Source organism: Vibrio sp. QJM3NY_26, from assembly GCF_057786005.1.
This window is the reverse complement of record NZ_CM173515.1, coordinates 2,161,695-2,180,576: the sequence shown is the minus strand read 5'-3', so window position 1 is coordinate 2,180,576 and position 18,882 is coordinate 2,161,695. Positions and strand designations below refer to the sequence as shown.

Below are 18,882 nucleotides of genomic sequence, written 5' to 3'. Positions count from 1 at the left end.
ATCAGTGGCCAATGATCACGAGTATCATTGGCCACTGTTAAATAGCATATTGATAATAATTGTATCAAAAAGGGGATGAGGACTCATCCCTTAGGGTTACTTCTCGTCGGTATTTTTATCCGTTAACTCTTTCTGCTGGTCTTTTTGTAGATGCTGATCTTTTGGCAAATGCTTATAAATATAGACACCCGTTAGCAAGGTAAATGCAAAAGTAGCGATCAGTAAGCCAAACACTTTGAAGTTTACCCAAACATCCAAGGGAAGGCTGAAAGCAACGTAAACGTTGAGAATGGCACATAGAGTAAAGAATAAAGTCCAAGCCCAGTTGATCTTGCTCCATACCGCTTCAGGAAGTGTGATCTCTTTACCCAGCATGCCTTTAATCGCTGACTTGCCCATGAGGTGACTGACGGTCAGGCCGATAGCGAACAATGCATAAACGATGGTTACTTTCCATTTAATGAAGTTGTCATCGTGCAAGAAAATGGTCATGCCACCAAATACGGCAACCATCAGAAATGTGATGATCTGCATTTTCTCTACTTTCTTGTAGATGACGTATGTCAAAACGATTTGTACTGCGGAAGCAACAATCAATGCACCTGTAGCCGTGTAGATGTCATACATCTTATACAGCGCAAAGAAAATAATGAGAGGAATGAAATCAAGGATTTGCTTCATGTGGCACTGATTGTCCAGTTAGTTGAGTTGCAGACAGTCTAACGAAAACTGTCTCGATGCTAAATAGCCCGAGACAATTGGGTGCTAATTAATTCCATCTAGTTGGTTTATCGAGTCGGACCTTTTCATCATCGAGTTGGATAACGTTATCGCATTGATGTGGTTTGGTAGCGAGGTATCAGCTTCTTGATGTCTTCAAGGTAACCTTCACTTTTTAAGCTGTCTAAGGTGTTTTCCAGCTCTTGCTCACTCATGGCAAAACACGTCGATTTGCCTGTCGTTAGGTCGAGATATTCGTGATATTCACGCTCTGTAAAGTGGCCAATTCTGTCCATTAATAAGGTTTTAATTCCATGGTGAATCAAGCCGTAATACGTATGTCTTTGTAAGGTCATAGCCTATCCTCCGTGACAAGCTGCAGTGAAACTTTTGCAACCTGCTGTATATTGGTTGGGTTATCTATGACAAAGCAATTCGAATGCCATTTTCTCTAGTTGAACGGAACATTTTCCCTACCAGATAGAATTAAACTTCTTTTCAAATAGTTAAGGCGAGGTACGTTCTATTCTCTGACAATCAATACGTAACAGACATAAAATAGTTTCATTTTGAGAACGATGAAATTCTCATTATGACGCTCTACTGCCGTTTATAGTGTGGTTCTATCTACGGTGATTGCCGCTAATCGACAAGCCAATCAACAAGTGTAGATAAAGATGTATTTTGTCGATTCTTAGGCTGCAGCAAGAAGTAACCATTTCCAGAAAAGACACTGCCTTCACTCACTTTCACCAACCTGCCCAAATCGATATCTTGCTTGGCCAGCGTGATATCGCCTATGGCAATGCCAAATCCTTGAATGGCTGCATTCATCGCTTGATCAAGTGTCGCGAATTGTTGGTTGTTCTTGCTTGAAAGGTCGTGGCTGCCTATGTGATCTAACCAAAGTCGCCAGTCACTTTGCTCATTGTTAGCGTGTAACCAAGTGTATTGAGCGAGCTTGTGTGGCTTGATGATAGTAGAAGCGCTACTTACAAGATGGCTCTGAGTAATGCTTTGCGCTTGGCATACCGGAGCCAACTGCTCGTTGAACAATAACTGGCTCACAATCGATTGTTGGTTTGGCTTCTTTCCATAGGTAATTACGGCGTCAAACGGGTCAAAGCTTGGTTCAAAAACGTGCTTGATGGTCGACGTGAGCTCGACATCAATTTCAGGGTAGGCTTGCTGAAAAGACATCAACTTGGGTAGCAGCCAAGAGGTAATACAGCTGGGGGCGTTGAGTTTGATCTTAGAGGGAGAACTTGCGACTTGATTGAGAGCCGATTGCAGTTGATGAATCGTTCCTTGTATCAGGGGAACCAGTTCTTCTCCTTTCGGCGTTAAAGACAATCCTCGAGCATGTCGATAGAAGAGATCACAGCCAAGACTTTCTTCAAACGACAATACCTGACGACTCACTGCACCTTGCGTAACATTGAGCTCATGTGCCGCTCGCGTAAAGTTGAGATGCCTTGCCGTCGACAAGAACGCGAGCAAGGTTTTAGTTGAAGGAAGTGTGCGATTCATATCTTTACCTATGACTTTTTATCATGGCTATTATGTGATTATTTCGATTCATTTATCAATAGTGTTCTGTTTGAATGTAAATACTTAATCATCATTTGTGATTCAATATGTGTATAAGTCACATTTTTTGAATATGAAGGCAGTGGTGAAGACATTGTGATTTTGTGAAAGGGATAGCTTCTTGACATCTTTTATCGATAGTTTAGTACCTCAGGCTGTAAAAAAATTAATACCTTATCAATCAGCAAGAAGAATTGGCGGTGATGGACGTGTCTGGCTAAACGCCAATGAATTGGAAAGCTCGCTGTTTCCAGGAGAAGCAAGCCACAATCGATACCCAGACTTCTTACCACAAGATATTGCTAAGGCTTACCAAGATTACTGTGGCACTGATGCTGCGACTGTTGCCGTTCGTGGCGCCGATGAAGCAATTGATTTGCTGATCAGAACATTCTGTAAACCGGCAAGCGACAACATACTTATCTGTTCACCCACGTATGCGATGTATGAGTTTTGCGCCGATGCATTGGCGATTAATACCTTGGACTCTCCATTGCAGCAAGATTTCAGCCTGAACGTCGCTGATATCGTGAACAAAGCGAAGTTGACTAATATCGTGTTTCTTTGCTCACCAAACAACCCAACGGGTAATGTGATTCCTAAATCGGATTTGATTCAGGTACTGGAAGGCACGATTGGAAAGTCTCTAGTGGTAGTCGATGAAGCGTATATCGAGTTTGAACCACAAACGTCAGCGGTGGGCCTTATTGAGCGTTATCCGCATTTGGTAGTGATTCGCACCTTGTCTAAGGCGTTTGGACTGGCTGCGGTTCGTTGTGGTTTTATCTTAGCGAGTCAAAATGTGATGCAGTATGTTGCGAAGCTGATTCCACCTTATCCGATGCCGGATTGCTCATCGCAAATCGTGTTAGACGCTTTGTCTGATGAACGAGTCTCAGTGATGCAAGACGCCACACAAAAGCTGGTCGAACTACGTAACTGGTTTGCTTGTGAGTTAACTCAGTTTGATTTCATCGAGTCAGTTTACCCTTCATCGACAAACTTTATTTTGCTGCGTCAAAAACCTGGGCATCAAGTGTTCAGTGTGTTGGCGAAGGATGGCATTGTGACAAGGAATCAAAACCACGAACCTGCTTTGCGTAACTGTATACGAATCAGTATTGGTAGCCAAGAGAGCATGCTAGAAGTGATAACGTCACTAACACGTTACCAAACCGAATTAGAAAAGAATCAACAAAGCAAACAATCTCAACATAAAGAAACTCAATCTCAACTCGATAAAAATCATATCTAGGATGGCAATGATGAAAAAGATAATACTAGGACTCGCTTGTGCGGCCGCTTTACTTGGTACAACGGTACAGGCGAAAGAAATCCGTTTGGCGTCAGACTTTACCTATCCGCCATTCAACTACAAAAACAGTGATGGTGTGCCTGTCGGGTTTGATATTGAGATAGCTGATGCCTTGTGTGAGCAAGCCAAACTCGATTGTACTTGGGTTTCACAAAGTTGGGACTCGTTAATTCCAAGTTTGTTGGCAAGAAAGTCAGATGTGATCATGGCTTCAATGCGTATTACCGAAGAGCGTAAGCGTAAGATCTTGTTTACTGATAAGTACTACCAAACTCCAGCCGTGTTTGTTGCTGCTAAGAGCGCCGAGTTCAGCGTCGATGAGGCAGGCTTAGCAGGTAAAACCATCGGTGTTCAACAAGGTACGATTCACGATCGCTACGTAACCGACAAGTTTGGCGATGTGGCAAACATTAAGCGTTATACCGGCCAAGATGAAGTTTATCTGGATCTGCAAAACGGCCGTCTAGATCTAACCTTCGGCAACTCAGATCAACTGTCATTAGCTTTCTTAGATAAGAAAGAAGGCGAGGGCTTTGAGTTCAAAGGCAAAGCAGTGACCGACAAAGCCTACATTGGCGAAGGCACGGCACTAGCGTTAAGAAAGCAGGATTCAAAACTGGCGAAACAATTCAATGCCGCGATTGAAGAGATCAGAGCGAACGGTACTTACGACAAGATCGCCGCTAAGTACTTCACGTTTGATATTTATGGCGCTGATTTGTAATTCGTCTAAAGCCTAAAAACTAGACCACCAAAAATATCCGAGGGCTGTGAGGCTCTCGGATTTTTGTTACAAACAATTCGTCCTAGTAAGATTCCCACCGTTGTCTTTATCCCTGCTTATCCACTCTTGTTCCATACGCTCAGCCTAAAACCTCACCTCTACCACCTCAGAAATCGCAGTTCACGACTCGCTTTTCAATCGATAAGACCTTCTTTGCTCGTGCTCTACAAATGGCTCCAAGGTTTTAAAATAACACAAATATGCAAGTATATTTTTTGCCAACAGATTGTTCTAAAAGCAGTTGGAAGTGACCGAAATTCCCAAAAACCCGAAGTTAGACTACTTAATGGTCCAATTGATGCCAAATATGATTGGTATCACAATCAATTCGGTTCACAAGCCAATAGATAAACCTTAGCTCACAAAATATACACATATTATTGTAATACAAAATTCATAAGGTAAGAATATTGTAATGAAACGTTACTGCTATGAGCGGTATGCAATTGAACGTTAGATTTCAAACTTAGCTGTAGCGTTGCATATAAAAACTGTACCTCTTACAAAATGGATTCTGGAGAAGAACATGAAAAAACACCTACTGACGATTGCAGCGGCTTCAATTCTTATGGCATTTGGCGCTCAAGCAAAAACTTTGACCTTAGGGCATGCAATGTCATTAGAAAGCGCAGCTCACCAAGGCATGGTGATCATGGCTGATAAAGTGAAAGAAAAATCGAATGGTGACCTTACGATTAAGATCTTTCCAAACGGTCAATTAGGCTCTGAACGTGATCAAGCTGAGCAAGTTGTTACCGGCGCGATTGATATGGCTAAAATCAACGGTGGGCTAGCCGAATCTTTTGAACCCACGTTTAAAGTTAATGCACTGCCTTTCTTATTTCGTGACGTTCCACATATGAGAACGTTCATGCGAAGTGAAGCAGCACAAGAGATGTTGCTTTCAAGTGAAGGTAAAGGCTTCATTGGTCTTACATTCTATGATTCAGGCACACGTAGCTTCTACGCTAAAAAAGCCATTAACTCACCGGCTGATCTAGCAGGTATGAAAGTTCGAGTTCCTGGTTCTCCAACCATGATGGAAATGGTTAACCTATTAGGTGGTAAAGCAACACCTGTACCTTTCAATGAGGTATACACGGCACTGCAACAAGGCGTAATTGACGGTGCTGAAAATAATATTTCTAGCTTAGTTGAAATGAAACACAGTGAAGTTGCCAAATTTTACTCTATGGATCAGCACATGATGACACCTGACGTGATCATCATTTCAGAATACAAATGGGGTTCATTAACGGCAGAAGAGCAAAAAATCTTAAAAGAAGCTGCTGCTGAGTCTCTTGAAGAGCAGATCAAAATCTGGGACGCAACAGATGACATGAACAAAGAGAAAGGAATGAAAGAAGGCGTAACGTTTGTTGAAGTTGATAAAGCCCCTTTCCGTGCAGCTGTTAAACCTATGATTGATGAGGCGAAAAAAGATCCAAAACTAGCTCCATTCATTGAAAAAATTGAAGCTCTTTAATCAGTCTTAGTGAAAATATAATTTTGCCTTGGCTTTGCTAAGGCAAAATTTTTTGAGGTATCACACCATGTTAGCAACTTTCAGAAACCTACTTGATAGGCTGATTCTTTTTGTCTCTTCTTTTGCACTAATGTTACTTGTCGTTACTGTCACTTGGCAGGTCTTTAGTCGCTATGTTTTGAATGATCCAAGTAACTGGACTGATGAACTTGCTCGTTATGCGATGGTATGGCTTGGCTTATTAGGAGCAAGCTACTTATTCGGTATCAAAGGACACTTAGCAATAACGTTATTGGATGGTTATCTTAAGGGTAAAGCACATATCGCATTACATGTGCTCATCAATTTCATTTCTGGCGCATTTGTATTTCTAGCAATGCTTCAAGGTGGTATCGCCCTAATGGGAAGAACCACACAACAACTCTCTCCAGCACTGCAATTACCGATGTCGACGGTTTATTCAATATTGCCGATTTCAGCCGTTATTATCCTCATCTATTTGGTCATGAATACGTTTGATCTTTTTTGTGAACCCAACAAAAAGTAAGTTTTAAAAGGACTCTATATTATGGATTTGTCCATTGGCGTTTGGCTGCTAGGCCTATTCTTATTTATGATCGCGATTAGCATGCCCATTGCGATTGCAATTGCCATGTCATCTTTAACGATCATGTATTTCATCTTACCGTTTGAAGTCGCCAGTATTACTGCGGGTCAAAAAATTATTACCGGTATTGATAGTTTCAGTTTATTAGCCATCCCTTTCTTTATCCTTGCTGGGAATATAATGAATGTGGGTGGCATCGCGAGTCGGCTTATCAACCTTGCAAAGCTCTTGGTTGGTTGGATCCCGGGCTCACTTTTTCACGTTAACATCTTCGCCAATATGATGTTTGGCGCCGTTTCAGGATCAGCCGTTGCAGCAGCAGCTGCGGTTGGTAAAACCTTAGGCCCTGAATTAGAAAAAGATGGTTATGATAAAAACTTAGCAACAGCAGTAAACGTTGCATCTTGCCCGGCAGGCTTACTAATACCGCCGAGTAATTCATTGATCGTATTTTCAGTGGTATCGGGTGGAACATCCGTAGCGGCGCTGTTTATCGCAGGTTATGTCCCAGGTATTTTAATGGGTTTAAGTTGTATGGTCGTCGCCTATTTTATCGCTAAAAAGAAGGGCTACAAAACAAGTGCGAATGACGGCTTCACAGCAAAAGATGTGCTGAATATTGTTTGGCAAGCAACGCCAAGCTTAGGGCTTATTGTTGTTGTTATTGGCGGTATTATTGGTGGTATATTCACTGCAACAGAAGGAGCATGTATAGCGGTTCTATACTCTTTTATACTGTCACTCTGTTACCGAACCCTCAAATGGGTACACTTTTCGATAATTTGTAGAGAAACGGTTCAGGTTACTGGCATTATGCTGTTCTTGATTGGTGCTTCAACCATCATGTCATGGGCAATGGCATTTACCGGTCTGCCAACCATGATCAGCGATTGGATGCTCTCTATTTCAGATAATCCGATTATCATCTTTATTCTGATGAATCTGATCCTACTGATTGTGGGTATGTTTATGGATCTTACGCCAGCCGTATTGATCTTTACCCCTATCTTTATGCCGATTGCTGAGCATTTAGGCATGCATCCAATTCACTTTGCGATGATGATTATTTTCAACTTATGTATTGGCATTGCAACGCCACCCGTTGGTACGGCGCTATTTGTCGGTTGTAGTGTCAGTGGCTCCAAGATTGAAAACGTTATAAGAAGTATCATGCCGTTTTGTGCCGTATTGATCGTCACACTGTTGGCTATTACTTTTATTCCTGAAATTAGCTTGGCTCTGCCTCGTGCGTTTGGATTAATCAATTAGCATTACAAGGGGCAGATTTACCGACTCAATATCGATCATCACCTAATAAAAAACCGCCTGTATGAAGGCGGTTTTTTTATCAATCAAAACTGAAGCTTAATATTACGCTTGCTGTTTTTGTAGCTCAGCTTCTTTCGCTTCGTCTTCGATTAGAGAATCAACGATGACTGCACATGCTGCATCACCAGTGATGTTCAGAGCAGTACGGATCATGTCGAAGATACGGTCTAGAGCGAACAATAGAGGTAGACCTTCAATAGGGATACCAGCCGCTAGAAGAACCGCAACTACTAGGAAAGAAGGACCTGGAACACCTGCTTGACCAACTGCACCTAGAGTCGACGTTACGATGATAGCAATGTAAGCGCCCATAGACAGGTCGATGTTGAACAGCTGTGCGAAGAAGATAGCAACTAGGCCATAGTAAATTGCATTACCAGACATGTTGATCGTCGCACCAAGTGGCAGAACGAATGAAGCCGTAGAGTTACGAACACCAAGTTCTTTCTCTACCGTTTCCATTGTTACTGGCAGTGTCGCCATTGAAGAGGCTGTTGATAGTGCAACCGCTTGAGGTTTCTTCATTGCCACTAGGAACTTCTTAGCTGAAGTCTTAGTGAAAATTTGAATCATCAGTGGGTAAGCCACAAAGCCGAAGATAAGAATCGCAGCAATGTAGACAATGAACAGCTTGAACACGACCATAAGTGCGCCAAAACCGAATGTACCGACTGCTTCTGCCATTAGGCCGAATACGCCAAGTGGTGCAATGATCATAACCTTGTTGATCATCCAAACCATAGCGTCAACAATCGCGTTTACGCCGTTGATGATCGGGTCACGCTTCTCTTTTGCTTGTTTAGAAATCGCAATACCAAAGAATAAGCAGAAAACGAGAATTTGCAGAATGTTTGCTTCATTCAGTGATTGAAAAACGTTGGTAGGGATCATGCCAGTGATGGTAGCCCAGAACGTTGGCAGTTCGCCTTTCGCAGCGTATTCTGAAGAGAACATACCTTCAACGCCAGAAACATCGATACCACGCCCCGGCTCGAATACTTCACCCATTACAAGCGCTAGTGCTACAGCAAGTGCAGACGTTAGTGCAAAGTAACCCAGTGTAACCACACCAACTTTACCTGCCGATGAGCTATTACCTAGACCTGCAGCTCCTGAAATTAGGGCAACTGCGACTAGAGGAATAACCAGCATCTTGATTAAATTGATGAAGATTGCGCCCAGTGGAGCGAACATTGTTGCGCTGTCACCCATCATTGCACCGACAGCGGTACCTATGATCATTGCAATAACGACTTGAACGCCGATGTTGCTTAGTAAACTCTTTTCTTTTAACACTTCCATAACCTCTGTGCTACTAAATATAAAAATCCCAGAACTACTCACCAATGTACGATGTACCATTGGATTAATATTTCGCGACGAGTTTTACACGTATCCTTTACATTTATCAATATGAGCAGAGGTGAAAGTCTCTGAAAAACTGGTGGTCTAATGTCATTTGTTGATTTTGCACAACAATGCAATCGTTTGCCTTGGTTTTTTATTGCGATGTTATTTGTTGAATTTATAAAAGCCTTTTCGCTGGAGATTTTGTGAATGATTTACAAGCGGTGGTATTGAAAACGTCTTGTTAACATTTTGATTTCATTTGCGAGTGTTTTTTGAACGCTTATGTTGGGGTGAATCCACAGGTACGTGTTGTGTGAAATTTAGCCTGAACTATGCTTAAGGTATCTATTTATTACCAAGATGTTACCTCTGCGCTTTAAATAAAACGTCTTTCTAGCATCTCAGTTGTAAGGAGAGGGGCTATGACTTTTATATTAAAGTACTTGTTTGCGTTTCTTCTGTTGTTCAGCTCTGTGTTCGCTCAGGCCGATGATGTCTGGGTGGTTGAGGTGAACGGGGGGATAGGTCCGGCGACCAGTGATTACCTCACTAGAGAAATAGAACAAGCTCACGATGAGCAAGCAAAGCTCATCATTTTGAAAATGAACACGGCTGGCGGGTTAGATTCGTCGATGCGTGACATTATTCGATCCATCACCACATCACCGATTCCGATAGCAACTTGGGTTGGGCCTGCGGGTTCGCGAGCAGCGAGCGCCGGAACCTATATTTTACTTGCCAGTCACGTTGCTTCCATGGCGCCCGGAACTAATCTAGGTGCAGCAACTCCTGTGTCGCTCGGTGGTGGCAAAGCGCCTGCTAATCCGTTATCTCCTCAAGACGATGCTAATAAAGATGACAACACGTCAGCGAGTGAGCAAGACGAAACGAAACAGGAGAATTCAGATCAAGTAAAAGCCACCACTGCGATGGAGAAGAAAGTCATCAATGATGCTGCAGCCTACATTGTCAGTTTGGCTAAGCTACACAATCGCAATGAAGAATGGGCAGAAAAAGCGGTAAGAAAAGCGGCGAGTTTAGACTCAGAGAACGCACTCACACTTAACGTGATTGATTTTATTGCCAGCGACCTTCAGCAATTGGTTGAACTGAGTAACGGGCGCACCGTCACCATCAACGGTGTCAGTCAGGAAGTTCAGCTCAATGAGGTGGTTTTTATCGAGCGAGAACAAGACTGGCGCTTTAGTTTACTGTCAGTGATCACGAACCCGAACGTTGCATATATTTTGATGCTGATTGGTATCTACGGTTTGTTACTCGAATTCTATAATCCCGGTGTCGGGCTACCGGGTGTTTTGGGCGGTATCTGCCTGTTATTAGCGATGTACTCCTTACAAATGCTGCCTGTGAGTTACGCGGGCCTTGCTTTAATCCTATTGGGAATTGCTTTGATGGTCGCAGAGGCCTTTAGCCCCAGTTTTGGCATATTCGGTTTGGGCGGCGTCGCTGCGTTTACGCTCGGTTCGATCATGTTGATGGATACCGAAGTGCCGGGTTATCAAATCGCATTGCCACTAATTATCGGGATCAGTTTGTTCTCTGTTGCCTTTATCGTCGTAACAATATCAATGCTAGTCCGAGTGAGAAACAAACCAGTGACTACGGGGATGGAAGCGGTAGTCGGTGACACGGGCAAAGTGGTAGGCGGCTTCCCCGGTGCGGGGCATGTGCTAGTCGAAGGTGAGATCTGGCAAGCCAAATGTGCGAGTGAATTGCAAGTGGGGCAGATCATCAGAGTGACCAAGCTGACGGGGCTATCTTTGGATGTTGAGGCGCTGCCCGATGATACATCATCGAAATCTAGCTAGCGCGGCATGCTAGAAAAAACGTTATTGAATTATTAATTGCTTAGCCATCGTTACCATTAGGGGGCGGTTATGTTTATACACACTATAGGTATTGTTATTGTGCTCGTTATCTTGTTGATAGCCAGCATGTTCAGAGTACTGCGCGAATATGAACGTGCAGTGGTGTTTTTTCTTGGGCGCTTTTACGGTGTGAAAGGGCCGGGGTTAATTATCATCATTCCTTTCATCCAACAAATTGTGCGAGTGGATCTTCGAACTATCGTGTTGGACGTGCCGACGCAAGATTTGATCACTCGGGACAATGTGTCGGTGAAGGTGAATGCCGTGGTCTATTTTCGAGTGCTCGATCCGAAGATGGCGATCAATAACGTAGAGAATTACCTCGAAGCGACCAGTCAACTGTCACAAACAACGCTGCGTTCAGTATTAGGACAGCATGAGTTGGATGAATTGCTGTCTGAACGAGAAGAGTTAAATAGAGACTTACAAGCGATACTGGATCAACACACGGATAACTGGGGGATCAAGATTGCCAATGTCGAGATCAAGCATGTTGATCTGGATGACAGTATGGTGCGAGCCCTTGCTAAACAAGCGGAAGCCGAACGTTCACGTCGAGCTAAGGTAATACATGCAACAGGGGAACTAGAAGCATCAACCAAGCTGAAAGAGGCTGCAGAGGTTCTTAATCAAGCGCCAAATGCGATTCAGCTGCGTTACATGCAAACACTAACAGAAGTAGCGAATGAGCGAACTTCCACAATCATATTCCCAATGCCCATCGATCTGGTCGAGAAGATAACCGATCCGATCAAAGCGACACTCAATGAGGCTGCAATCAAGAAAGCGATGAAAGCCGATGAGTGATTGGCTCAAATGAAGAGCAATAAAAAAGGCTCCACAACTGTGGAGCCTTTTACTATTTGAATCGCTGATTCTATTTAATGACCAATGACCAATGACCAATGACCAATGGCTACGAGCGTCTATTTAATGACCGTCGATTATTTCTGCGTAGCCGCTTTCATTGGCGTAACAAATTCCGCAAGTGCTTTAAGCATTGCTTCTGGTTGTTCAACGTTGTTTTCAATGATTTTAACTACGGCTGAGCCAGAAATCGCACCTGCAGCGCCAGCTATAATCGCTTCTTTCACTTGTTCAGGAGCCGAGATACCGAAACCAAGCAGTGCTGGTGGCGCATCGAACTTGTTCAAGCGATCAAGCAGTGCCGTTACTGGCATGTTCGCTTTAGTTTCAGCACCCGTTACACCAGAACGCGAAAGTAGGTAAGTGTAACCACCACCTAGCTCAGAAACTGATTGAAGCGTTTCATCGCTTGCTGTTGGTGGAGCAATAAAGATTGGGTGAACGCCAAACTTTTCAGCCGCAGCAACGAACTCTTGGCTTTCATTGGTTGGTACATCAGCAATCAATACTGAATCGATACCTGCTTTTGCGCAGCGTTCGTAAAAATTTTCTATACCACGTGCGTAAACCAAGTTTGCGTACATCAGCAGGCCAATTGGTAGCTCTGGGTATTTAGCGCGGATTTGGCTAATAAGCTCAAAGCACACGTCAGGCGTTACTTTCGAATCCAAAGCACGGATGTTTGCGCCTTGGATAGTTGGGCCATCTGCAAGCGGATCTGAGAACGGAATACCAAGCTCAAGTGCGTCAGCACCGGCTTCCACTAGTGTTTCCATGATCTTCAATGATTGCTCTGGGTTAGGATCGCCAACCGTTACGAATGGTACAAATGCGCCTTGATTCTTTTCAGCTAAGCGAGTGAAGAGTGATTGATAGCGATCCATTATAATGCTCCTTTCTCTTTAAGAATGTCGTGTACAGAGAAAATGTCTTTGTCACCACGACCAGATAAGTTAACGACTAATAGTTGCTCCTTCTCTGGGTCGTCGTGTGCCATTTTGACAGCGTGAGCCACAGCATGAGATGACTCTAGCGCAGCAATAATACCTTCTTTACGTGCAATCAATTGGAATGCATCTAACGCTTCGTCATCGGTTACGCTGTCGTATTCTGCGCGGCCAATGGCATTCAGGTGTGCGTGCTGCGGACCAACTGATGGGAAATCTAGACCCGCAGAAACCGAATAAGACTCTTCTACTTGGCCGTTCTCATCTTGCATCAGTGGTGCTTTCATACCGAAGAAGATACCCGTTTTGCCGTGCTTAAGCGGCGCGCCGTGTTGGTCGGTATCAATACCTTTACCAGCAGGCTCTACACCGATCAGGCGAACAGACTCTTCTTCAATGAAGTCAGCGAACATACCGATAGCGTTTGAACCACCGCCGACACAAGCGATAACCGCATCAGGAAGGCGACCTTCACGAGCTAAGATTTGGTGCTTCGTTTCTTCACCAATCATGCGTTGGAAATCACGAACAATCGTTGGGAATGGGTGAGGGCCCGCCGCAGTACCCAATAGGTAGTGCGCGTCTTCATAAGTTGCAGACCAGTCACGTAGCGCTTCGTTACATGCATCTTTTAGCGTTGAAGAGCCAGAATGAACAGGGATAACCTCTGCGCCCATTAGCTTCATACGGAACACGTTCGGGCTTTGACGTTCAACGTCTTTTGCACCCATGTAAACACGACACTTAAGGCCCAGTAGAGCACACGCTAGAGCCGTTGCAACACCGTGTTGGCCCGCGCCAGTTTCAGCGATGATTTCCTGTTTACCCATACGTTTTGCTAGCAATGCTTGGCCAAGAACTTGGTTTGTCTTGTGAGCACCGCCGTGCAGTAGATCTTCACGCTTTAGGTACAGTTTGGTTTTTGTACCTTTAGTCAGGTTACGCGTTAGCGTTAGTGCCGTTGGACGACCTGCGTACTCTTGAAGAAGCGTCATGAATTCACTGCGGAACTCAGGATCTGCTTGTGCATCGATAAATGCTTGTTCCAGTTGGTCTAGTGCTGGCACTAGGATCTGCGGTACGTATTGACCACCGTATTCACCAAAGTAGGCATCGAGTTTAGCCATTGTGTTATTCCTTCAATTCTATCGATGTGTATTCACACCAAGTCATTTAATCTTGTTTAAGCTTCGCAAAGGCAAAGCTTACTAATTAGTTTTGAGATTCTGCTTTCTAGTTTCTAAGCTCTGGGCTCTAGATTTCAAGTTCTAGGTTTTAAATTCTAGAAACCGAACTAGTAATTACGAATCGCTGCAAAAGCGCGTTGCAGTTTGTCTGCGTCTTTTTTACCTGGAGCTGATTCCACACCTGAGTTTAGGTCGAGCCCTAAACAGCCTAGTTTCGCTGCTTGGTTAGCATTGTCTGGGTTTAGGCCACCCGCCAACATGATTGCGCTTTGGTTGTTGATTAGGCTCCAATCAAACGCTTGGCCTGTACCGCCAGTTTGAGAACCCACTTTAGTATCTAGCAGGTGACGAGTCACGTTGCTTTTCAGTAATTCTGGTAGCGCACTTTCAGCGCCGTTTTCAGCACTGCAAGCAACACCGTAAGCTTTCCAAATCTCAACGTGTTCAGGTAGAGATTGTTTTAGTTCATCGACAAATGCTTGAGACTCATCACCGTGCAGTTGCACCGCAAATAAACCTAGCTCAGAAACCGTTTTCGTAACGTCAGTAACGCTATGATTTTGGAACACACCCACGTAGTTCAAAGGTGCGCCGCTCATGGTTAAACGAGCCGCTTCGATACCCACATGACGCTTAGACGCTTCAACGAAAATCAGACCACCGAATACCGCACCAGCTTGATACGCTTTTGCTGCATCGTCTGGGTGGGTTAAACCACAGACCTTGTTTTCACCGAGCGTCACTTTACGCACCGCAAGCTCTAAGTTCTTTTCAGCCATCAGAGAGCTACCGATTAGGAAGCCGTCTGCAAATGTTGAAAGGTCACGTACTTGTTGGTGCGTGTAGATGCCAGACTCTGAAATCACGACTGCTTCTGGAGCAAGTTCGCGAACCAGTGGAGCTAACTCTTTGGTACGGTTCAAATCAGTCGAAAGGTCACGCAGGTTACGGTTATTAATGCCGATCACTTTTGCTTTTAAAGCGACAGCGCGATGAAGCTCTTCTTCGTTGCTGACTTCGGTTAGTACACCCATGTTGAGTGAGTGAGCGACTTCAGCAAGCGCTTTGTACTCTTCATCATCTAATACCGACAGCATCAGCAAGATTGCATCAGCTGAATAGTGACGAGCTAAGTAAACTTGGTAGCTATCGACCATGAAGTCTTTACACAAGATAGGTTGCTTAGCAATGCTACGAACCTTTGGCAAAAACTCAAAATTACCTTGGAAGTACTTCTCGTCTGTTAGTACTGAAATCGCATTTGCGTGGTTGTTGTACACCGATGCGATGTAGTCCAAATCAAACTCGTCGCGAATCAAACCTTTTGACGGCGATGCCTTCTTACATTCCGTGATGAAAACGGTTTGCTCGCCGCTTAGTGCATCATAGAAGCTACGATCTGTTGCGGTTAAGGCCGCTTTAAACTCGTCCAATGGTTGAGCCTGCTTACGCGTTTCAACCCACAGGTATTTGTCACGAACGATTTTCGCTAATACTTCTGCCATTTCTGCTTCTTTGACTGAAACGTGGGTCGACAGTTTATCGGTAGTCTGTGTCATGTTCTTTATCTCTACTCGTCGTTCGTTAGGCGTGTGCAGCAAGTTTTTGCACAAGCTCGTAAGCTTTTCCAGAGTTCATTGCGTCAATAGCTTGTTGTGCGTTAGCTTTTAGATCTTCATGGCCAAATAGACGCATCAGCAGAGCAACGTTGACTGCAACTGCCCCAGCTTGGGCTTCAGTACCTTTACCTGTCAGAATGTCCGTTGTGATAGCGCGGTTCTCTTCAGGATCTCCGCCTTTAATAGCTTCAAGAGGGTGAGTGTTTAAACCAAAGTCAGCAGGGCTCACTGTGTATTCATGAATCTCGCCATCTTTGATTTCAGCAACCAGTGTTTCACCGTGAATTGCCACTTCATCAAGGCCGCTACCGTGAACAACCGCGGCACGCTTCATGCCCATTTGCAGCATCGTCTCCGCAATAGGGCGTACGAGTTCTTTGCTGTAAACACCCATCAGCTCGATGTTAGGGCGAGCAGGGTTAATCAATGGACCAAGGATGTTGAAGATAGTGCGTGTTTTCATTGTTTGACGAACGGGCATCGCGTGACGTACACCAACGTGATATTGCGGAGCAAATAAGAATGCTACGCCAAGTTCGTCAACGGCTTTACGTGTATCTTCAGCGGTCATCGCTAAGTTGATACCAAACGAATCTAGCAGATCAGAAGAGCCTGATTTACTTGATACGCTGCGGTTGCCGTGTTTCGCGATTTTTAATCCACATGCGGCTGCAACAAAGGCTGAAGTTGTCGAGATATTAATGGTGTTATGACCGTCACCACCTGTACCTACGATGTCCGCAAAATCGTAATCAGGACGTGGGAACGGGTTTGCATTGGCAAGCAGTGCTTTCGCCGCACCTGCGATCTCATCGGGCGTTTCGCCTTTGATTTTCAATGCAGTCAGAGCCGAAGCCATCAGGATTGGATCGAGTTCACCCTTGATGATGACATCAAATAACTGTTGGCTTTCTTCTTGAGTAAGAGACTGCTGTTCGTAAAGTTTATTAATCTGTTCCATGATCGTTTCCTATATCGTCTTTTTCTCAAGAGCCCATTCTATAGCGTTCGCTAGAAGCGTTGCACCGTAGGTCGTCATAATTGATTCAGGGTGGAATTGGAATCCACAAACCTTGTCTTGTTCTTGAACCACAGACATCACCAAATCATCGACTTCAGCGGTCACCGTTAGGCTATCGGATACATGCGTTGCCACTAAAGAGTGGTAGCGAGCAATAGCCAGTGGCGAAGGTAAGCCTTGGTAAGTCGCATGGTTCTGGTGTTCCATCATCGACACCTTACCATGAATGATTTCGCCAGCGCCTGCAACGGTGCCGCCGTAGGCTTCAACAATCGCTTGGTGGCCTAAGCAAATTCCAATCATTGGTACTTTGCCTTTTAGCAATTGAATCAGCTCTGGCATGCAACCCGCATCTGCTGGAGCGCCAGGGCCTGGCGAAAGCAGTGCAACCGGGTTATCTAATTCGTTGATCGCCGCTTCAACTACTTTTGCAGGAATGTTGTTACGGTAAATTTTTACGCTGTGACCTAATGAACGAAACTGGTCTACAAGGTTGTAAGTGAACGAGTCGAAGTTATCGATGAATACAATATCAGCCATGATTACGACTCCTTCTTATTTGTTAGGTTTTTAGTATGAGCTGCTTGAATCGCTGAGATGACCGCTTGAGCTTTGCCGCGAGTTTCATCTGCTTCTGCTTGTGGATCTGAGTCGAACACCACGCCAGCACCCGCTTGTACTTGTGCTACGCCATCTTCAACGTAAGCAGAGCGAATTACGATGCAAGTATCTAATGTGCCTTCACCCGTTAAGTAACCCACTGCGCCACCGTAGCTACCACGACGCGTTTTTTCTACGTCACGGATAAGTTGCATTGCGCGGATTTTTGGCGCGCCAGTTAGCGTACCCATGTTCATACAAGCTTGGTAAGCGTGCAGTGCATCTAAGTCTTCACGTAGCTGACCAACAACACGAGAAACCAAGTGCATTACATGGCTGTAGCGGTCAACTTTCAACAAGTCTGCCACGTGGCGAGTACCTGCTTCGGCAATACGAGCCACATCGTTACGCGCTAGGTCGACCAGCATCATGTGCTCAGCGTTTTCTTTCTTGTCGGTACGCAGTTCAAGTTCGATACGGCTGTCTAGGTCGAAATCGATTTGGCCATTTGGGCGCTTACCACGACGACGAGTACCAGCAATTGGGTAAATTTCGATTTGGTTGGTTTCGGTTTCGTACTTCAGCGCGCTTTCTGGAGAAGCACCAAACAGAGTAAACAGCTCATCTTGCATGTAGAACATGTAAGGGCTTGGGTTACTTTGCTTGAGTTCTTTGTAAGCCGCCAGTGGAGCAGGGCAAGGCAGTGTGAAGCGGCGTGAAGGTACCACTTGGAATACATCGCCTTTTACTACGTATTCTTTTAAGTCACGAACCGTTTGGCAGAAGTCTTCATCTGAAACGCTTGGTACAGCTTCAACGTTGTCGAGCGGCGTTACTTCTGTGATGGCTTTCAATGACTGACATTGTGTTTGAATGTCAGCTAGACGTTCAGTTAACTGTGTTCTGATGTTTTCATCTTGAGTGAATAAGCTGGCGTGAAGCAGACCTTCGTTCTCTTGGTGATCGAAACGCAATAGTGTTTCAGCAACGTAGAAAACAAAGTCAGGGCAGTTGTTGGTCGCTTCTGCATCGCCTAGCGGTTCAAAGTTCGCCACGATGTCGTAAGCGAATAGGCCAGCCATGAATAACGCGTGCTTGTTATCAGCGTCTTGCTCAAAGCTGTGTTGAACCAAACGCAGTGCATCGAATGAAGAAGCTTCTCTTAAACGTGAGTCTTCATCTAATTCGTTGCTTGGCTCGACAAAAGTCAGCGTCAAAACGTTAGCGGTAAGGTCAGATTTGATCTCTGTTTTAACGTTTTGAGCTAGGTGTTCGATTAGCGCTTGACCATTTTGAGTCAACGCTTGAAAGGTTACTTCATGTCCGCGACATACGATGCGAACAGCAGAGTCGATAAGGAGTAGGCTTGTCAGGTTCTGTTTAGATTCAATCTCAGCAGATTCCAACAACAGACTGTCTGTTTTGTTTTCACACAGAGTATGGAAAACACTGGTTGGATCTTGCGAGTAAGGAACGGAAGAATTGATGACCTCAATGGTTCCCAGCTTTTTGATTTCAATGGCCTTGTTCACAAGACCTCCTTTATGATTCTTTAAATTTCCTGCCGTACA

General features: G+C 44.6%; 17 protein-coding genes. 7 read left to right on the top strand and 10 right to left on the bottom strand.

Translation table 11 applies throughout. The features are described 5' to 3' along the window. Window positions 1–96: 96 nt before the first annotated feature. The 3 genes from AC3CH4_RS09595 to AC3CH4_RS09585 all read right to left on the bottom strand — a co-directional run bounded on the left by AC3CH4_RS09595 (window position 97) and on the right by AC3CH4_RS09585 (window position 2,250). Complete coding sequence (locus tag AC3CH4_RS09595) at window positions 97–681, bottom strand: septation protein A (protein ID WP_054541913.1); 585 nt, start codon at window positions 679–681, stop codon at window positions 97–99. A 146-nt stretch (window positions 682–827) separates the two neighbouring features. After that, on the bottom strand, window positions 828–1,076 hold the full coding sequence (locus tag AC3CH4_RS09590; protein WP_004736516.1) for a hypothetical protein: 249 nt from the start codon (window positions 1,074–1,076) through the stop codon (window positions 828–830). Window positions 1,077–1,362: 286 nt separating this feature from the next. After that, window positions 1,363–2,250, bottom strand: a complete 888-nt coding sequence (locus tag AC3CH4_RS09585) for a LysR substrate-binding domain-containing protein (protein WP_372244006.1) — start codon at window positions 2,248–2,250, stop codon at window positions 1,363–1,365. A 181-nt stretch (window positions 2,251–2,431) separates the two neighbouring features. Between AC3CH4_RS09585 and hisC the strand changes: the two genes are divergently transcribed. The 5 genes from hisC (at window position 2,432) to AC3CH4_RS09560 (ending at window position 7,771) form a co-directional block, all read left to right on the top strand. Then, window positions 2,432–3,565: a histidinol-phosphate transaminase gene (hisC, locus tag AC3CH4_RS09580; RefSeq protein WP_488542889.1), complete on the top strand. Its 1,134-nt coding sequence runs from the start codon at window positions 2,432–2,434 to the stop codon at window positions 3,563–3,565. A gap of 10 nt (window positions 3,566–3,575) precedes the next feature. Next, window positions 3,576–4,349 carry an ABC transporter substrate-binding protein gene (locus AC3CH4_RS09575; RefSeq protein WP_017085617.1) on the top strand — a complete coding sequence of 258 codons (774 nt, stop codon included), beginning with the start codon at window positions 3,576–3,578 and terminating at the stop codon, window positions 4,347–4,349. Window positions 4,350–4,935: 586 nt separating this feature from the next. After that, window positions 4,936–5,895 carry a TRAP transporter substrate-binding protein gene (locus AC3CH4_RS09570; protein WP_017076380.1) on the top strand — a complete coding sequence of 320 codons (960 nt, stop codon included), beginning with the start codon at window positions 4,936–4,938 and terminating at the stop codon, window positions 5,893–5,895. A gap of 67 nt (window positions 5,896–5,962) precedes the next feature. Beyond that, the gene (locus AC3CH4_RS09565; RefSeq protein ID WP_017094468.1) at window positions 5,963–6,442 is read left to right on the top strand and encodes a TRAP transporter small permease; all 480 of its coding nucleotides are present in this window, start codon (window positions 5,963–5,965) and stop codon (window positions 6,440–6,442) included. Between the two features lie 21 nt (window positions 6,443–6,463). Continuing rightward, complete coding sequence (locus AC3CH4_RS09560; RefSeq protein WP_488542888.1) at window positions 6,464–7,771, top strand: TRAP transporter large permease; 1,308 nt, start codon at window positions 6,464–6,466, stop codon at window positions 7,769–7,771. Window positions 7,772–7,873: 102 nt separating this feature from the next. Here the strand turns inward: AC3CH4_RS09560 and AC3CH4_RS09555 are convergent, their stop codons facing one another. Further along, entirely contained in the window at window positions 7,874–9,193 is a 1,320-nt protein-coding gene (locus tag AC3CH4_RS09555) for a dicarboxylate/amino acid:cation symporter (RefSeq protein ID WP_017078211.1), read from the bottom strand. A 410-nt stretch (window positions 9,194–9,603) separates the two neighbouring features. Here AC3CH4_RS09555 and AC3CH4_RS09550 point away from each other — a divergent pair, with 410 nt between their 5' ends. Both AC3CH4_RS09550 and AC3CH4_RS09545 read left to right on the top strand, forming a co-directional pair. Beyond that, the gene (locus AC3CH4_RS09550) at window positions 9,604–11,010 is read left to right on the top strand and encodes an NfeD family protein (RefSeq protein WP_488542887.1); all 1,407 of its coding nucleotides are present in this window, start codon (window positions 9,604–9,606) and stop codon (window positions 11,008–11,010) included. Window positions 11,011–11,079: 69 nt separating this feature from the next. Beyond that, a complete protein-coding gene (locus tag AC3CH4_RS09545; RefSeq protein ID WP_004729804.1) occupies window positions 11,080–11,877 on the top strand; it encodes a slipin family protein in 798 nt (265 codons plus the stop codon). Between the two features lie 137 nt (window positions 11,878–12,014). Here AC3CH4_RS09545 and trpA read toward each other — a convergent pair whose 3' ends face one another. The 6 genes from trpA to AC3CH4_RS09515 form a co-directional block, all read right to left on the bottom strand. After that, complete coding sequence (trpA, locus tag AC3CH4_RS09540; RefSeq protein WP_488542886.1) at window positions 12,015–12,821, bottom strand: tryptophan synthase subunit alpha; 807 nt, start codon at window positions 12,819–12,821, stop codon at window positions 12,015–12,017. After that, window positions 12,821–14,011 carry a tryptophan synthase subunit beta gene (gene trpB, locus AC3CH4_RS09535; RefSeq protein ID WP_017076375.1) on the bottom strand — a complete coding sequence of 397 codons (1,191 nt, stop codon included), beginning with the start codon at window positions 14,009–14,011 and terminating at the stop codon, window positions 12,821–12,823. Before trpB ends, trpA begins: the two co-directional genes overlap by 1 nt. 167 nt (window positions 14,012–14,178) lie before the next feature. Beyond that, the gene (gene trpCF, locus AC3CH4_RS09530) at window positions 14,179–15,630 is read right to left on the bottom strand and encodes a bifunctional indole-3-glycerol-phosphate synthase TrpC/phosphoribosylanthranilate isomerase TrpF (protein WP_488542885.1); all 1,452 of its coding nucleotides are present in this window, start codon (window positions 15,628–15,630) and stop codon (window positions 14,179–14,181) included. Window positions 15,631–15,655: 25 nt separating this feature from the next. Then, window positions 15,656–16,651, bottom strand: coding sequence for an anthranilate phosphoribosyltransferase (gene trpD, locus AC3CH4_RS09525; protein ID WP_488542884.1), 996 nt, complete (start codon window positions 16,649–16,651; stop codon window positions 15,656–15,658). A gap of 9 nt (window positions 16,652–16,660) precedes the next feature. Next, complete coding sequence (locus AC3CH4_RS09520; protein ID WP_010438041.1) at window positions 16,661–17,251, bottom strand: aminodeoxychorismate/anthranilate synthase component II; 591 nt, start codon at window positions 17,249–17,251, stop codon at window positions 16,661–16,663. Between the two features lie 2 nt (window positions 17,252–17,253). Continuing rightward, a complete protein-coding gene (locus AC3CH4_RS09515) occupies window positions 17,254–18,843 on the bottom strand; it encodes an anthranilate synthase component 1 (RefSeq protein ID WP_372244011.1) in 1,590 nt (529 codons plus the stop codon). Window positions 18,844–18,882: the final 39 nt, after the last annotated feature.

What these genes read in the sequence shown, in the direction of transcription:
- AC3CH4_RS09595 (WP_054541913.1), bottom strand. Translation starts at nt 681, where the DNA reads ATGAAGCAAATCCTTGATTTCATTCCTCTCATTATTTTCTTTGCGCTG.
- AC3CH4_RS09590 (WP_004736516.1), bottom strand. Translation starts at nt 1,076, where the DNA reads ATGACCTTACAAAGACATACGTATTACGGCTTGATTCACCATGGAATT.
- AC3CH4_RS09585 (WP_372244006.1), bottom strand. Translation starts at nt 2,250, where the DNA reads ATGAATCGCACACTTCCTTCAACTAAAACCTTGCTCGCGTTCTTGTCG.
- AC3CH4_RS09575 (WP_017085617.1), top strand. Translation starts at nt 3,576, where the DNA reads ATGAAAAAGATAATACTAGGACTCGCTTGTGCGGCCGCTTTACTTGGT.
- AC3CH4_RS09570 (WP_017076380.1), top strand. Translation starts at nt 4,936, where the DNA reads ATGAAAAAACACCTACTGACGATTGCAGCGGCTTCAATTCTTATGGCA.
- AC3CH4_RS09565 (WP_017094468.1), top strand. Translation starts at nt 5,963, where the DNA reads ATGTTAGCAACTTTCAGAAACCTACTTGATAGGCTGATTCTTTTTGTC.
- AC3CH4_RS09560 (WP_488542888.1), top strand. Translation starts at nt 6,464, where the DNA reads ATGGATTTGTCCATTGGCGTTTGGCTGCTAGGCCTATTCTTATTTATG.
- AC3CH4_RS09555 (WP_017078211.1), bottom strand. Translation starts at nt 9,193, where the DNA reads ATGGTACATCGTACATTGGTGAGTAGTTCTGGGATTTTTATATTTAGT.
- AC3CH4_RS09550 (WP_488542887.1), top strand. Translation starts at nt 9,604, where the DNA reads ATGACTTTTATATTAAAGTACTTGTTTGCGTTTCTTCTGTTGTTCAGC.
- AC3CH4_RS09545 (WP_004729804.1), top strand. Translation starts at nt 11,080, where the DNA reads ATGTTTATACACACTATAGGTATTGTTATTGTGCTCGTTATCTTGTTG.
- trpA (WP_488542886.1), bottom strand. Translation starts at nt 12,821, where the DNA reads ATGGATCGCTATCAATCACTCTTCACTCGCTTAGCTGAAAAGAATCAA.
- trpB (WP_017076375.1), bottom strand. Translation starts at nt 14,011, where the DNA reads ATGGCTAAACTCGATGCCTACTTTGGTGAATACGGTGGTCAATACGTA.
- trpCF (WP_488542885.1), bottom strand. Translation starts at nt 15,630, where the DNA reads ATGACACAGACTACCGATAAACTGTCGACCCACGTTTCAGTCAAAGAA.
- trpD (WP_488542884.1), bottom strand. Translation starts at nt 16,651, where the DNA reads ATGGAACAGATTAATAAACTTTACGAACAGCAGTCTCTTACTCAAGAA.
- AC3CH4_RS09520 (WP_010438041.1), bottom strand. Translation starts at nt 17,251, where the DNA reads ATGGCTGATATTGTATTCATCGATAACTTCGACTCGTTCACTTACAAC.